Raw genomic sequence first — 14,381 nt, forward strand, 5'->3', positions numbered from 1 at the left:
GGGCAAACCCGGGGCGGATCAGCGGCGCCGGCCGGTAGGGGACGCCCCGGGCGGCGGGAGCGGGGTGACCGGGTGCCAGTCCAGCGGGGTGGAGAGCACCATGGTGCTCGACGGCTGGCCGTACGGGGCGAGCCGGTCGATGACCCCCTCGAACTCGCCCATCGTGCCCGCGGCCACCTTGAGCATGCTGCACGCGTCGCCGGTGATCCGGTGGATCTCCATGATCTCCGGCCAGTCCGCCACGGCGGGGTCGTTCAGGATGCACCGGGACCCGTAGCAGGACATCCGGATCAGCGCGAGCACGGTCCGGCCGGCCCGGGTCAGGTCCACGTGCGCGTGGTAGCCGGTGATCACCCCGGACTCCTCCAGCCGCCGCACCCGCTCGGCCACGGCGGGCGGGGACAGGTGCACCCGGCGGGACAGCTCGCTGTAGGAGAGCCGGGCGTCGGCCTGGAGTTCGCGGAGCAGGGCCCAGTCCATCTCGTCCACGCGGTGACCTTTCTTCCGTGAAGTCGAGGGGCGGAGATGCCTTCGACGCGACAGGTGAGACCACCGTAGCGCCGTCGAACAGGCATTCCATTCGCGGATCAACCAGCGGCATCATGTCGTCTACCCCGGCGTACGGAGGGAGATGACGGTGGAACAGACGACAGCGGTGCGGCCGGCCACCCCGCAGCAGCGGGCGGCCCGGGCGGCGCGCAACGGTGGCAAACCCACCCTGGAGTTCGCCGACCGGGTGCCCTACGACGCCTACGTGCACGCGAGCACGCTGCACCAGCTCCAGCAGCCGCTCAGCGACGACCCCGGCGAGATGTCCTTCCTGATGGTCAGCCAGATCATGGAGCTGTACTTCAAGCTGACCTGCCACGAGCTGCGGCACGTCCAGCGCGAGCTGCGGGCCAACCGGATCTGGGACGCCCTGCCCCCGCTGCGCCGCGCCGCCCTGCACATCGAGGGGCTCAACGCCGCCTGGCAGGGGCTGCGCTGGATGACGCCGGCCGACTTCAACCGCTTCCGCGACCGGCTCGGCGAGGGCTCCGGCTTCCAGTCGGCCATGTACCGGCAGCTGGAGTTCCTGCTCGGCCTGCGCGACCCGGCGCTGATCCGCCCGTTCCGCCGGCAGACCGAGGTGCACGCCGAGCTGACCGCCGCACTGGCCACGCCGAGCCTCTGGGACGACGTGGTGGCGCTGCTCGCCCGGCGCGGCTTCGAGCTGCCCGCCGACCTGCTGGACCGGGATGTGACGACCGAGCACGAGCCGCACCCGGCCGTCGAGGCGGCCTGGGTGCGGATCTACGCCGACGGCGGCCCCGACAACCACCTGCGCCTGCTCGGCGAGGCACTGAGCGAGGTGGCCGAGGGGTTCGGCGACTGGCGCTGGCACCATGTCAAGGCCGTGCAGCGCTCGATGGGCGCCAAGGTCGGCAGCGGCGGCTCCGCCGGGCTGGCCTGGTTGCAGCGGAGCATGGCCCGGGTGGTCTTCCCGGAGCTGTGGTCGGCCCGAACCGCGATGTGACCGGAGGAACCGTGCGGAACACCGAAACCGAGGCGCCGGGCTTCGGCGGCGCCGAAGCCGAAGCGCGGGCGCTCGACGCCGCCGACCCCGGCCACCGGCACCTCTTCCTCGTGCCGCCGGCCGAGGGCGGGCGCTACCCCGAGGTGGCGTACCTGGCCGGCAACTCGCTCGGCCTGCAACCGCGGGCCACCCGGGAGGAGCTCCTCGCCGACCTGGACGCCTGGCGGCGGCTGGGCGTGGAGGGGCACCTGGAGGCGGAGCGGCCCTGGCTGCCGTACCACGAGCTCCTGACCGCGCCGGCCGCGCGACTGGTCGGCGCCCGCCCCGCGGAGACCGTGGTGATGAACTCCCTCACGGTCAACCTGCACCTGCTCATGGTGAGCTTCTACCGGCCGGCGGGGGAGCGGACCCGGATCGTCATCGAGGACAGCGCCTTCCCCTCGGACAGCTACGCGGTGCGCAGCCAGGCGCGGTTCCACGGCCTCGACCCGGACACCGCCGTCGTCCGCCTCCGGCCGCGTACCGGCGAGGACACCCTGCGGACCGAGGACGTCCTGGACTTCCTGGCCGCCGAGGGGCACACCGTGGCGCTGCTGCTGCTCGGCGGGGTCAACTACCTGACCGGCGAGCTGATGGACATCCCGGCGATCACCGCCGCCGGGCGGGCGGCCGGTGCGGTCGTGGGCTGGGACCTGGCGCACGCGGCCGGCAACGTGCCCCTCGCCCTGCACGACTGGGACGTCGACTTCGCCGCCTGGTGCTCCTACAAGTACCTGAACTCCGGGCCCGGCGCCCTCGGCGGCGTCTTCGTCCACGAGCGCCACCTCGGCGACCCCGCACTGCCGCGCTTCGAGGGCTGGTGGAGCACCGAGGCGGCCACCCGGTTCGAGATGACCCCGGTGTCCCGGCCGCCCGCCACCGTCGAGGCGTGGCAGATCTCCAACCCCCCGATCTTCGCGATGGGCCCGGTGCGCACCTCGCTGGAGCTGTTCGACGCGGTCGGCATGCCCGCGCTGCGCGAGCGCAGCCTCCGGCTCACCGGCTACCTGGAGCGGCTGCTCGACGAGGTGACGGCCGACCGGCCGCTGACCGTGGTCACCCCGCGCGACCCGGCCCGCCGGGGCTGCCAGCTCTCCGTGCGGATCGGCGCGGGCAGCGCCAACGAGCTGACCAAGCGGCTGCGGCACGAGCACGGCGTGATCGCCGACGCCCGGGAGCCCGACATCGTGCGGTTCGCGCCCGTGCCGCTCTACTCGACGTACCACGACTGCTGGCGGGTCGCCGACGCGCTGGCCGCGACGGTGGAGGTGGATCGGTGAGCGCGGGGAGTGAGCCGGGTTCGCGAGCCGCACAGTCGCGAACGAAGGAGGCGCAGTGAGTGTCGAACGCGAGGAGGTCGCGGTCGTCGGGGCCGGCCTGGCCGGTTGCCTGCTGGCCTGCTTCCTGGCCCGGCGCGGCTACCCGGTCGCCCTCTACGAGCGGCGGCCGGACCCGCGCACCGGGAGGGTCGAGCGGGGCCGCTCGATCAACCTGGCGCTCTCCGAGCGCGGCCTGGACGCGCTGCGCCGCATCGGCCTGGACCACCAGGTGATGACCGACGCGCTGCCGATGCGCGGCCGGATGATCCACCCGGTGGAGGGCGAGCCGCAGTTCCAGTCGTACAGCGTCTCGGGCGACCGGGCGATCAACTCGATCAGCCGGGGCGCGCTGAACAACGCGCTGCTCGACGCCGCCGCCGCGCTGCCGGGTGTGCGGATCGCCTTCGACCACCGGCTCGTCGGGCTCGACCCCGCCACCGGTGAGATGACCTTCGAGACCCCGCAGGGCAAGGTCGGCGAGACCGCGTCGGTGGTGCTCGGCGCCGACGGCGCCGGCTCCGCCGTGCGCGGGCAACTCCTCGCGTACGGGGCGGTGAGCGAGAGCCTCGACTTCCTCGACTACGGATACAAGGAACTCACCATCCCGCCGATCGGCGGCGAGTTCGCGCTGGACCCGGGCGCGCTGCACATCTGGCCGCGCGGCACCTCGATGATGATCGCGCTGCCCAACCCGGACCGCTCCTTCACCTGCACCCTGTTCTGGCCGACCCACGGCACGCAGAGCTTCGCCTCGCTGGGCAGCCCGGCCGCCATCGAGCGGTACTTCGCCACCCACTACCCGGACCTGGTCCCGCTCGCCCCGAACCTGGTCGACGACTACCAGCACAACCCGGTCGGGGTGCTCGGCACGGTCCGCTGCACCCCGTGGCAGCTCGACGGCCGGGTGGGCCTGCTCGGCGACGCGGCGCACGCCATCGTCCCGTTCTACGGCCAGGGCGCGAACTGCGCCTTCGAGGACGTGGTCGAGCTGGACCGCTGCCTGGACGAGTGCGACGACCGCTGGGCGTCGGCGCTGCCGCTGTTCCAGCACCGCCGGCAGGCCAACGCCGAGGCGATCGCCCGGATGGCGCTGGCCAACTTCGTGGAGATGCGGGACAAGGTCGCCTCGCCGGTGTTCCAGACCCGCAAGAAGATCGAGCACGCGCTGGAGCGCGCCCTGCCCGGCCGCTACGTCTCGCAGTACGAGCTGGTCTCCTTCTCCACCACCCCGTACGCCGAGGTGCGCCGCCGGGTGCGCCGCCAGTACGGGATGGTGGGGGCGGTGGCCGCCGGTGCGGTGGCGGCGCTGGCCGGGGTGGCGGTGGCGCTCGGCCGAGGGAGGCGAGGATGACCCTCTGGGATCCCCGGCTGATGGCCGGGCACGCGCCGGACGGCCCCGGCCTGCTGCGCAACTTCGTCGGCGGGTCCTTCGTGGACGTCGGGCCACGGTTCACCAAGCGCAGCCCGGTGACCGGCGAGCCGGTCTTCGAGGTGGTGGAGGCCGGCGAGTCCGTCGTGGACGGCGCGGTCACCGCGGCCCGGGCGGCGCTGCGCGGCCCGTGGGGCCGGATGGGCGAGCGGGAGCGCGCCGAGGTGCTCCGCCGGGTCGCCGACGAGCTGGAACGCCGCTTCGACGACCTGGTCGCCGCCGAGGTCGCCGACACCGGCAAGGCCATCTCCCAGGCCCGCACGCTGGACATCCCGCGCGGGGCGGCCAACTTCCGGGCGTTCGCCGAGATCGTGGCGACCGCGCCGACCGAGTCGTTCACCACGGTCACCCCGACCGGCGGCCGGGCGCTGAACTACGCGGTCCGCAAGCCGGTCGGCGTGGTGGCGGTCATCGTGCCGTGGAACCTGCCGCTGCTCCTGCTCACCTGGAAGGTCGCCCCGGCCCTGGCCTGCGGCAACGCCGTGGTGGTCAAGCCCAGCGAGGAGACCCCGGCCTCGGCCACCCTGCTCGCCGAGGTGATGGCCGCGGCGGGCGTGCCCGACGGCGTGTTCAACCTGGTGCACGGCCTCGGCCCCGGCTCGGCCGGCGAGCACCTCACCCGGCACCCGGGCGTCGACGCGATCACCTTCACCGGGGAGTCGGCCACCGGCAGCGCCATCATGCGTGCCGCCGCCGACGGGGTGAAGGCGGTCAGCTTCGAGTTGGGCGGCAAGAACGCCGGCCTGGTCTTCGCCGACGCCGATCTGGACGCGGCGGTCGCCGGCTCGGTCCGGTCCAGCTTCACCAACGGCGGCCAGGTCTGCCTCTGCACCGAGCGGATCTACGTGCAGCGGCCGGTGTTCGAGGAGTTCACCGCCCGGCTGGCCAAGCGCGCCGACGAGCTGGCGTACGGCTGGCCGGCCGACGAGGCCACCGTCAACATGCCGCTGATCTCGCACGGCCACCGGGACAAGGTGCTCGGCCACTACGAGCTGGCCCGCACCGAGGGCGCCGAGGTGCGCACCGGGGGCGGCACGCCGCGCTTCGGTGACGCCCGCGACGGCGGCGCGTACGTGCAGCCGACCGTGCTCACCGGGCTGGGCCCGGACGCCCGCACCAACACCGAGGAGATCTTCGGCCCGGTCGTGCACGTGGCGCCGTTCGACGACGAGGACGAGGCGTACGCCCTGGCCAACGGCACCGACTACGGCCTGGCGGCGACGGTCTGGACCCGGGACGTGGGCCGGGCGCACCGGGCCGGCTCCCGGCTGGACGCCGGCATCGTCTGGGTGAACACCTGGTTCCTGCGCGACCTGCGCACCCCGTTCGGCGGGGTGAAGGCGTCGGGCATCGGCCGGGAGGGCGGCGTCCACTCCCTCGACTTCTACTCCGAACTCACGAACGTCTGCGTGGACCTCGCATGAGTGCGCGGCCCGGGCAGAATGGCCGGCGTCCCAAGCGAACGCAGCGAGGAGCCGGCATGACCGTGGACATCGAAGCCGCCAACCGGGAACTGGCCGTGGCCCGGCAGGAGGAGAAGCCGTGCCCGCCGCTGCGCGGACGGCTGCTGCCGGAGGGCGACATCGAGGCGGCCTACCAGGTGCAGCAGGTCTACACCCGGCAGCGGCTCGGCAAGGGCCACCGCCGGGTCGGCGCGAAGATCGGCCTCACCTCCCGCGCCGTGCAGGAGAACTTCGGCGTCTTCCAGCCCGACTTCGGGGTGCTCTTCGACGACATGGCGGTCGGCGACGGCGTCGAGGTGCCGATGAGCCGGCTGCTCCAGCCCCGGGTGGAGGCGGAGATCGCCTTCGTGCTCGGCGCTGACCTGCGCGACGAGCGGGTCACCGCCGTCGACCTGATCCGGGCCGTCGACCACGTGCTGCCGGCCATCGAGATCGTCGACTCCCGGATCGCCGGCTGGGACATCTCCATCGTGGACACCGTGGCGGACAACGCCTCCAGCGGGCTGTTCGTGCTCGGCACCGCGCCGCGGCGGCTGTCCGACGTGGACCTGCGGCTCTGCGGCATGGTCCTGGAGCACGCCGGTGAGCCCGTCTCGGTCGGCGCGGGGGCGGCCTGCCTCGGCAATCCCCTGCACGCCCTGGAATGGCTGGCCGGCACCATGGCCCGCGCCGGCGACCCGCTGCGGGCCGGGGACGTGGTGCTCTCCGGGGCGCTCGGCCCGATGGTGCCGGTGACACCGGGCGCGGCGTACGAGGCGCGCATCTCCGGGCTCGGCTCGGTGCGGACCTGTTTCTCGTCGTCGGAGGGGGCGGCATGACAGTCGGCGTGGCGGTGCTCGGGTCGGGCAACATCGGCACCGACCTGATGATCAAGGCGCTGCGGCTCAGCACCGACCTGCGGATGGTCGCGATGGCCGGGATCGACCCGGCCTCCGACGGTCTGGCCCGGGCCCGCCGGCTCGGCGTGGCCACCACCGCCGAGGGCGTGGACGGCCTGGTCGCCATGCCCGAGTTCGCCGACGTCGAGCTGGTCTTCGACGCCACCTCGGCCGGCGCGCACCGGCGCCACGACGCGGTGCTGCGCGCGCACGGCCGGACCGTGGTCGACCTGACGCCGGCCGCGGTCGGCCCGTACGTGGTGCCGCCGGTCAACCTCGACGAGCACCTGCGTGAGCCCAACGTGAACATGGTGACGTGCGGCGGGCAGGCCACCGTGCCGATCGTGCACGCGGTCGGCCGGGTCACCCCGGTCGCGTACGGGGAGATCGTCGCCTCGATCGCCTCGAAGTCGGCCGGGCCGGGCACCCGCGCCAACATCGACGAGTTCACCGAGACCACGGCCCGGGCCATCGAGGTGGTCGGCGGCGCCGAGCGCGGCAAGGCCATCATCGTGCTGAATCCGGCCGACCCGCCGCTGCTCATGCGGGACACCGTCTACTGCCTCTGCCCGGACGCCGACGCCGACCGGGCCGCGATCGCCGCCTCCGTGGCCGACATGGTGAAGGCCGTGCAGGAGTACGTCCCCGGCTACCGGCTCAAGCAGGACGTGCAGTTCGACCGGGTGGACACCTACGCGCCGGTGCTGGGCCGGCACTTCACCGGGCTCCAGGTGTCGGTCTTCCTGGAGGTCTCCGGCGCCGGGCACTACCTGCCCGCGTACGCCGGGAACCTGGACATCATGACCTCGGCCGCGCTGCGCACCGCCGAACGGCTGGTCGCGCTCCGGAAGGTGGCCGACGTGAGCGCGAGGAGTGCAGCGGAGCGGAGCCCCGCGGTCGCGAACAACGGGGGGATCGCATGACCGACCTCTACATCCAGGACGTGACGCTGCGCGACGGCATGCACGCCATCGCCCACCGGTACACCGTGGACCAGGTGCGGACGATCGCCGCCGCGCTCGACGCGGCCGGCGTGGCCGCCATCGAGGTGGCGCACGGCGACGGCCTGGCGGGCTCCAGCGTCAACTACGGCCACGGCGCGGCCGGCGACGCCGACTGGATCTCGGCGGCCGCCGAGGTGCTGACCAGCGCGCGGCTCACCACCCTGCTGCTGCCCGGCATCGGCACCATCGCCGACCTGAAGGCGGCGAAGGCGCTCGGGGTGACCAGCGTCCGGATCGCCACCCACTGCACCGAGGCGGACATCTCCGCCCAGCACATCTCCTGGGCCCGGGAGAACGGCATGGACGTCTCCGGGTTCCTCATGATGTCGCACATGAACGACCCGGCCGGGCTGGCCGCCCAGGCCAAGCTCATGGAGTCGTACGGGGCGCACTGCGTCTACGTCACCGACTCCGGCGGGCGGCTGCTGATGTCCGACGTGGCGCAGCGGGTCGACGCGTACCGGCAGGTCCTCGACCCGGAGACGCAGATCGGTATCCACGCCCACCACAACCTGTCGCTCGGCGTGGCCAACAGCGTGCTGGCGGTCGAGCACGGCCGGATCCCCGGCCCCGGGCCGGCCGGTGCGGACGCCCCGCACGGCCGCACCGTCCGGGTGGACGCGTCGCTGGCCGGCATGGGCGCGGGCGCCGGGAACGCGCCGCTGGAGGTCTTCGTGGCGGTCGCCGAACTGCACGGCTGGAAGCACGGCTGTGACGTGTTCGCACTCATGGACGCGGCCGACGACCTGGTGCGCCCGCTCCAGGACCGGCCGGTCCAGGTCGACCGGGAGACGCTCTCCCTCGGGTACGCGGGGGTCTACTCCAGCTTCCTGCGCCACGCCGAACGGGCCTCCGCGAAGTACGGGGTGGACGTCCGCTCGATCCTCGTGGAGCTGGGCCGGCGCCGGATGGTCGGCGGCCAGGAGGACATGATCGTGGACGTGGCACTCGACCTGGCCGGTGAGGAGGCCGTGAGCGCGAGGAGTGAGCCGGGTCTGCGAGCCCCGCAGTCGGGAACGAAGGGTGGCGCAGCATGATCGGGCCGGACATCGCGGGGATCGCCGAGAAGCTGGGCGCGGCCGCCGACACGGCCACCGCGATCCCGCAGCTCGCCGCCGAGGCGGGCCTCGACGTGGACACCGCGTACGCGGTGCAGGCCGCGCTGCTGCAGCGCCGCCTCGACCGGGGGGAGCGGCTGGTCGGGCTGAAGATGGGGCTGACCAGCAAGGCGAAGATGGCCCAGGTCGGCGTGGACGAGGTGATCTGGGGTCGGCTCACCGACGCCATGCGGGTGCCCGACGGCGGCACCGTCGACGTGGCCGGTTTCATCCACCCCCGGGTCGAGCCGGAGGTGGCGTTCCTGCTGGACCGCCTCCCCGAGCCCGGTGAGCCGGTCGGCGCGTTCACCGAGGCGGTCCGCGCGGTCGCCCCGGCGCTCGAACTGATCGACTCCCGGTACGCCAACTTCACCTTCTCCCTGCCCGACGTGGTCGCCGACAACACCTCGGCCGCCGCGTTCGTGGTGGGGCCCTGGTCGCCGGTGCCGGACGGGCTGGACAACCTCGGCGTGCTGCTGGAGATCGACGGGCGGGTGGCCCAGGTCGGCTCGACCGCCGCCATCCTCGGTGACCCGCGCCGCGCGCTGGACGAGGGCATCCGCCTGGCCGGCCGGCACGGCGTGCGGCTGCGCGAGGGCTGGGTCTTCCTGGCCGGCGCGGCCACCGCCGCCGTGCCGCTGCGCCCCGGCGCGCACGTCCGGGCCGTGGTGGAGAAGCTCGGTTCCGCCGCCCTGAAGGCGCTGCCGTGACCGCCCGGGTGGTGGCCGGGAAGGCCGTGCCGCGCGGCGCCTTCCCGCACGTCAAGGTCGCCGGCGGGTTCGTCTTCGTCTCCGGCACGTCGTCGCGCCGCCCGGACAACACCTTCGCCGGGGTGACGGTGGACGAGTTCGGCACCACCGACCTCGACATCCGGGCGCAGACCCGGGCGGTGATCGGGAACATCCGGGACCTGCTCCGCTCGGTCGGCGCCGACCTGGCCGACCTCGTGCAGGTCACCAGCTACCTGGTCAACATGAACGACTTCGGTGGCTACAACGAGGTGTGGGCGGAGTTCTTCGACGCCACCGGGCCGACCCGGACCACGGTGGCCGTGCACCAGCTTCCGCACCCACACCTGCTGATCGAGATGCAGGCCGTGGCCCTACTTCCGTCGGGAGGTCCGTCATGAGTGAGATCGCCGAGCCGTTCAGCTTCTCCGGCTGGATCGGGGAGAACCAGCACCTGCTCAAGCCGCCGGTGGGCAACAAGGAGATGCTGCCGGGCAGCGACGACTTCATCGTCATGGTGGTGGGCGGCCCGAACCAGCGGACCGACTTCCACGTCGACCCGTACGAGGAGTTCTTCTACCAGGTCAAGGGCAACATGCACATCAACCTCATGCTGCCCGAGGGCCCGCGTACGGTGCACGTGCGCGAGGGTCAGATGTGGATGCTCCCGCGCAACACCCCGCACTCGCCCCAGCGCCCCGAGGCCGGCTCGATCGGCATGGTGATCGAGCGGGTCCGCGAGGAGGGCACGCTGGAGAAGTTCCAGTGGTACTGCTCCGAGTGCAGCCACAAGGTGCACGAGGTGGAGCTCCAGGTCCGCGACATCGCCGCCGACCTGCCGCCGGTCTTCGCGGCGTTCTACGCCGACGAGAAGGCGCGCACCTGCACCAATTGCGGCGCGCTGCACCCGGGCAAGGGCTGATGCGCCCACGCGTCGTCGACGTGCACACGCACGTCGTACCCAGGGGGTGGCCGGACCTCGCCGCGGCGTGCGGCGGGTCCGGCTGGCCCTGGCTCCGGGTGGACTCCGAGCGCGCCGCCATGATCATGGTGGGGGAGACGGAGTTCCGGCCGGTCGGCGCGGAGTGCTGGGACGCGGAGACGCGGCTCGCCGACATGGCCGCCGACGGTGTCGACGTGCAGGTCGTCTCGCCCACGCCGGTCTTCTTCAGCTACGACCGGCCCGCCGACGAGGCCGTCAAGGTGGCCCGGATCTTCAACGACCTCACGCTGTCGGTCACCGCGGCCGGCGGCGACCGGCTGGTGCCGTTCTGCCAGGTGCCGTTGCAGGACCCGGACGCCGCCTGCGCCGAGCTGGACCGCTGCCTGGCCGCCGGGCACGCCGGGGTGGAGATCGGCAACCACGTGGGCGACCGCGACCTCGACGACGCCGGCATCGTGCAGTTCCTGACCCACTGCGCCGAGGTGGGCGCGCCGGTCTTCGTGCACCCGTGGGACATGCCGGGCGGGCCCCGGCTGGACCGCTGGATGGCCCGCTGGCTGACCGGGATGCCGGCCGAGACGCACCTGTCGGTGCTGGCGCTGATCCTCGGCGGCGTCTTCGACCGGGTGCCCGAGTCGCTGCGGATCTGCTTCGCGCACGGCGGCGGCAGCTTCCCGTTCTGGCTGGGCCGCGCCGACAACGCCTGGCACCGCCGCGGCGACCTGGTCCGCGGCGCGTCCAGCGCCCCGCCCAGCGCCTACGTCGACCGGTTCAGCGTCGACTCCGTGGTCTTCGACCCGGCCGCGCTGCGGCTGCTCGTCGACACGATGGGGGAGGACCGGGTGCTGGTCGGCAGCGACTACCCGTACCCGCTGGGGGAGCGCCCGGTCGGCCAGGTGGTCCGCAAGGCCGACTTCCTCACCGCCGACCAGCGCGACAAGCTGCTGTCCCGCAACGCCCTGCGCTTCCTGCACGGCTGAGCGCGGCCGGCCGGCGCGCGGTCGGTGGTGAGTGCGAGGGCCGCGGTGACCAGGCAGGATGGGGGCATGGCCGAGCCGCACGACCTGACCGCGCTGGAGCAGGCCGCCGCGATCCGCCGGGGTGAGCTGTCCAGCGTGGAGCTGGTGGAGCACCACCTGCGCCGGGTGGACGCGCTCGGCGACACCCTCGGCGCGTTCGTCACCGTCATCCCGGAACGCGCGCGGGCGGCGGCGGCCGCCGCCGACGCGGTGCCGGTGGACCGGCGCGGCCCGCTGCACGGGGTGCCGACCGCCGTCAAGGACCTCACGCTCACGGCCGGGGTGCGCACCACCTTCGGCTCGGCGGCCTTCGCCGACTTCGTGCCGCCGGTCGACGCCGACGTGGTCCGGTTCATGGCCGCCGCCGGGCTGGTCAGCCTCGGCAAGACCACCACCTCGGAGCTGGGCTGCTCGCTCTACTCGGAGGGCCTCGTCGCGCCGCCGGCCCGCAACCCGTGGGGCCTCGCCTACACGGCGGGCGGGTCCAGCGGCGGCGCGGCCGCCGCGGTGGCCGGCGGGCTGGTCCCGGTGGCGCAGGGCTCCGACGGCGGCGGCTCGCTGCGCATCCCGGCGGGCCTCTGCGGCCTGGTCGGCTACAAGCCCAGCCGGGGCCTGGTCTCCGGCGGCCCGATCGGCTTCGGCGCCTTCGGGCTGCCCATCAGCGGCCCGCTCGGCCGCACCGTGACCGACGTGGCCGCGCTCCTGGACGTCCTGGCGCAACCGGTGCCCGGCGAGCCCTACCTGCCGCCCGTCGCCCCCACCGGCGGCTACCTGGGCGCCGCCCGGGCCGCCGCGCCGGGCCGGCTGCGGATCGGCCGGTTCACCACCCCGATGCTGGCCGACGAACCGGTCCACCCGGACTGCGTGGCCGCCGTCGACCGGGCCGCCGCGCTGCTCACCGACGCCGGCCACGAGGTGGTCGACGTTCCCGCGCCGCTCGGCCCCGAGGCGTGGCCGCTGTTCGAGACTGTCTGGTACGTGCTGGCGCTCGCGCCCGTGCCGTCCGAGCGGGAGAGCGACCTGCTGCCGCTGACCCGGTTCCTCCGGGCCCGGGGCGCGGCCGTCGGGGCCGGCCCGCTGATGGCCGCGCTCGGCGAACTCCAGGCGCAGGTACGCCGTGGCGTGCGCCGTACCGCCGGCTGCGACCTGCTGCTCTGCCCCACCCTGGCGGCCCCGCAGGCGCCGGTCGGCGCGTTCGCGAGCCTCGACCCGGCCGAGGATTTCGACAGGCAGCGGCGGTTTTCGCCGTACTGCGCCATCTTCAACGTCACCGGCGACCCGTCCGTTTCGCTGCCGGTGGGCCGCACCGGCGACGGGATGCCCGTCGGCGTGCTGCTCACCGGCCGCTACGGAGACGACGCGACATTGATAGGCACTGCCGCGCAACTGGAGCACGGCTGTGGCGGGTGGGATCAGCACCCCGCAATCTGGCGGGCCGTCGACTCCGCTAACGTGAACAGCACAAGCGGAGTCGGGCGCGAGTCGTCATGACCGTCCACCCGACCCGAACATTCCTGGTCTCTCTTTCCGCCTGGGGGCGTTGGGATTGTCTGTTACCGAGACGTTGCTGGTCTTCGTCGGCATCCCGGCGGCCGCGGTGCTGGTGATCGCCGGACTGGCGGCCGCCGGCAGTCGCGGCGGCGGCGGTGGCGGCGCCAAGCGCTACCGGCCGGGCCGGCCCTTCGACTTCACTCCGGTCTGGTTCCTGGGCCGTCCGGAGCAGCTGGCCGACTCGGCCGGCACCGCACTGGCCGCCGGGGCGCAGGCGCCGGCGCTGACCAGCCGCAAGCAGGAGCAGGCCGGCCGGCAGGCACCGGCCGGTGGAACCGGAGGCGCAAGTGACCGTTGGTGAGAAGCAGGCCGCGGCGGGGACCGGCAACCCGCCCGAGGTCCTGGACGGGCCGTTCTCGACCCGTCAGCTGCTCCGCATCGACGAGGCGCTCCGCCTGGCCGACCAGGGCACCGGCCTGGTCTTCTCGGTCTACGTGGGCGGCCTCGACGAGCCGATCCGGGAGCACGCCGAGCGGCTGCACCGCCAGCTCGCCGAGCCGGACCGGTCGGTGCTGATCGCCGTCTCGCCCAACCAGCGGCAGCTCGAGATCGTCACCGGCCGCTACGCGCGCAAGCGCATCCCGGACACGTACGCGAAGCTGGCCGCGCTCTCCATGGTGGCCTCCTTCGGCGGCGGCGACCTGGCCGGCGGAATCATCCAGGGCCTCGACCAGCTCGCCAGCCACGCCGGCAAGGGCTGAGCCCACCCGCACACGACGAAGCCCGGCCCGCGAAACGCGGGCCGGGCTTTCTCGTCCGGTCCGTCAGCGCGGCCAGGTGCTCGGATCGAGGCGCATCGGCCAGGGCTCGTCGACCTGCACCGGGTCGTCCGGCCCGATCGTGCCGAGCGGGTCATAGTGCACGCCCTTAGCCAGTTGATAGCGGTACACCACCGGGCCGAAGTCACCCCGCTCCACTCGCCAGTAGTGCGGGATGCCGGCCTCGGCGTAGAGCGCCGGCTTGGTGAACCGGTCATGGCGACGGCTGTTGGGCGACTCCACCTCGACGACGAGCGCGACGTCGGCCGGATCCGTCCACAGCTGGCCCCGGGGAGTGTCCGGCTTGAGCACCGTGATGTCCGGGATGAGATTGCCGTCGGGGATGCGCACGCCGGTTTCGCGGATCACTCGCCAGCCTGCCGGGGCCGCCTGACGCAGTGACATCCGGATGTCATCGGCCAACTCGTGGTGGTCCGGCCCGGCAGGTGGCGTCACGTGCAAGCTCCCGTCGATGAGCTCGTAGCGGCTTCCGTTCTCGGGCAGGTCGAGAAGGTCCTGCTCACGCCAGCGTCTTTCCGGTGGGCGCCACTCGTGGGTCGGCTGTGCCATCACGTCCACCTCCTCTCTCTCACGATAACGGCCGGGGCCGGCGCGGGCTCCCGCCCACGCCGGCCCC

General features: G+C 73.5%; 16 protein-coding genes. 14 read left to right on the top strand and 2 right to left on the bottom strand.

The annotated features are described in order from the left end of the window. Positions 1-18: 18 nt before the first annotated feature. Positions 19-489: an Lrp/AsnC family transcriptional regulator gene (locus tag ACZ6PY_RS28080; RefSeq protein ID WP_313718609.1), complete on the bottom strand. Its 471-nt coding sequence runs from the start codon at positions 487-489 to the stop codon at positions 19-21. A 142-nt stretch (positions 490-631) separates the two neighbouring features. On the opposite strand from ACZ6PY_RS28080, the gene ACZ6PY_RS28085 reads away from it, so the two are divergent. The 14 genes from ACZ6PY_RS28085 to ACZ6PY_RS28150 all read left to right on the top strand — a co-directional run bounded on the left by ACZ6PY_RS28085 (position 632) and on the right by ACZ6PY_RS28150 (position 13,687). After that, entirely contained in the window at positions 632-1,516 is an 885-nt protein-coding gene (locus ACZ6PY_RS28085) for a tryptophan 2,3-dioxygenase (protein WP_466077483.1), read from the top strand. An 11-nt stretch (positions 1,517-1,527) separates the two neighbouring features. Beyond that, positions 1,528-2,835: a kynureninase gene (gene kynU / locus ACZ6PY_RS28090; protein ID WP_466077486.1), complete on the top strand. Its 1,308-nt coding sequence runs from the start codon at positions 1,528-1,530 to the stop codon at positions 2,833-2,835. 55 nt (positions 2,836-2,890) lie between these two features. Continuing rightward, positions 2,891-4,225: an FAD-dependent oxidoreductase gene (locus ACZ6PY_RS28095; protein WP_466077489.1), complete on the top strand. Its 1,335-nt coding sequence runs from the start codon at positions 2,891-2,893 to the stop codon at positions 4,223-4,225. A 20-nt stretch (positions 4,226-4,245) separates the two neighbouring features. Continuing rightward, positions 4,246-5,727, top strand: a complete 1,482-nt coding sequence (locus tag ACZ6PY_RS28100; protein WP_466077590.1) for a 2-hydroxymuconic semialdehyde dehydrogenase — start codon at positions 4,246-4,248, stop codon at positions 5,725-5,727. A gap of 56 nt (positions 5,728-5,783) precedes the next feature. After that, the gene (locus ACZ6PY_RS28105) at positions 5,784-6,584 is read left to right on the top strand and encodes a 2-keto-4-pentenoate hydratase (RefSeq protein WP_466077492.1); all 801 of its coding nucleotides are present in this window, start codon (positions 5,784-5,786) and stop codon (positions 6,582-6,584) included. Continuing rightward, on the top strand, positions 6,581-7,567 hold the full coding sequence (locus ACZ6PY_RS28110; RefSeq protein ID WP_466077495.1) for an acetaldehyde dehydrogenase (acetylating): 987 nt from the start codon (positions 6,581-6,583) through the stop codon (positions 7,565-7,567). The genes ACZ6PY_RS28105 and ACZ6PY_RS28110 overlap by 4 nt, the downstream gene beginning before the upstream one ends. Next, positions 7,564-8,685, top strand: a complete 1,122-nt coding sequence (dmpG, locus tag ACZ6PY_RS28115) for a 4-hydroxy-2-oxovalerate aldolase (RefSeq protein ID WP_466077498.1) — start codon at positions 7,564-7,566, stop codon at positions 8,683-8,685. Before ACZ6PY_RS28110 ends, dmpG begins: the two co-directional genes overlap by 4 nt. After that, positions 8,682-9,455 carry a 2-keto-4-pentenoate hydratase gene (locus tag ACZ6PY_RS28120; RefSeq protein WP_466077501.1) on the top strand — a complete coding sequence of 258 codons (774 nt, stop codon included), beginning with the start codon at positions 8,682-8,684 and terminating at the stop codon, positions 9,453-9,455. Before dmpG ends, ACZ6PY_RS28120 begins: the two co-directional genes overlap by 4 nt. Continuing rightward, on the top strand, positions 9,452-9,874 hold the full coding sequence (locus ACZ6PY_RS28125) for a RidA family protein (protein ID WP_313718617.1): 423 nt from the start codon (positions 9,452-9,454) through the stop codon (positions 9,872-9,874). The genes ACZ6PY_RS28120 and ACZ6PY_RS28125 overlap by 4 nt, the downstream gene beginning before the upstream one ends. Further along, complete coding sequence (locus ACZ6PY_RS28130; protein WP_466077504.1) at positions 9,871-10,395, top strand: 3-hydroxyanthranilate 3,4-dioxygenase; 525 nt, start codon at positions 9,871-9,873, stop codon at positions 10,393-10,395. Before ACZ6PY_RS28125 ends, ACZ6PY_RS28130 begins: the two co-directional genes overlap by 4 nt. After that, the gene (locus ACZ6PY_RS28135) at positions 10,395-11,396 is read left to right on the top strand and encodes an amidohydrolase family protein (protein WP_466077507.1); all 1,002 of its coding nucleotides are present in this window, start codon (positions 10,395-10,397) and stop codon (positions 11,394-11,396) included. Before ACZ6PY_RS28130 ends, ACZ6PY_RS28135 begins: the two co-directional genes overlap by 1 nt. Before the next feature lie 66 nt (positions 11,397-11,462). Further along, the gene (locus tag ACZ6PY_RS28140; protein WP_466077510.1) at positions 11,463-12,926 is read left to right on the top strand and encodes an amidase; all 1,464 of its coding nucleotides are present in this window, start codon (positions 11,463-11,465) and stop codon (positions 12,924-12,926) included. Between the two features lie 55 nt (positions 12,927-12,981). Further along, positions 12,982-13,287 (top strand): aa3-type cytochrome oxidase subunit CtaJ, encoded by a 306-nt coding sequence (gene ctaJ, locus ACZ6PY_RS28145; protein WP_466077512.1) that lies wholly within the window; start codon positions 12,982-12,984, stop codon positions 13,285-13,287. Beyond that, positions 13,274-13,687 (top strand): DUF5130 domain-containing protein, encoded by a 414-nt coding sequence (locus ACZ6PY_RS28150; protein ID WP_262284599.1) that lies wholly within the window; start codon positions 13,274-13,276, stop codon positions 13,685-13,687. Before ctaJ ends, ACZ6PY_RS28150 begins: the two co-directional genes overlap by 14 nt. A 63-nt stretch (positions 13,688-13,750) precedes the next feature. Here ACZ6PY_RS28150 and ACZ6PY_RS28155 read toward each other — a convergent pair whose 3' ends face one another. Further along, complete coding sequence (locus tag ACZ6PY_RS28155) at positions 13,751-14,314, bottom strand: Uma2 family endonuclease (RefSeq protein ID WP_466077515.1); 564 nt, start codon at positions 14,312-14,314, stop codon at positions 13,751-13,753. Positions 14,315-14,381 lie beyond the last annotated feature (67 nt).

It is taken from the genome of Micromonospora sp. NPDC048907, from assembly GCF_055586885.1.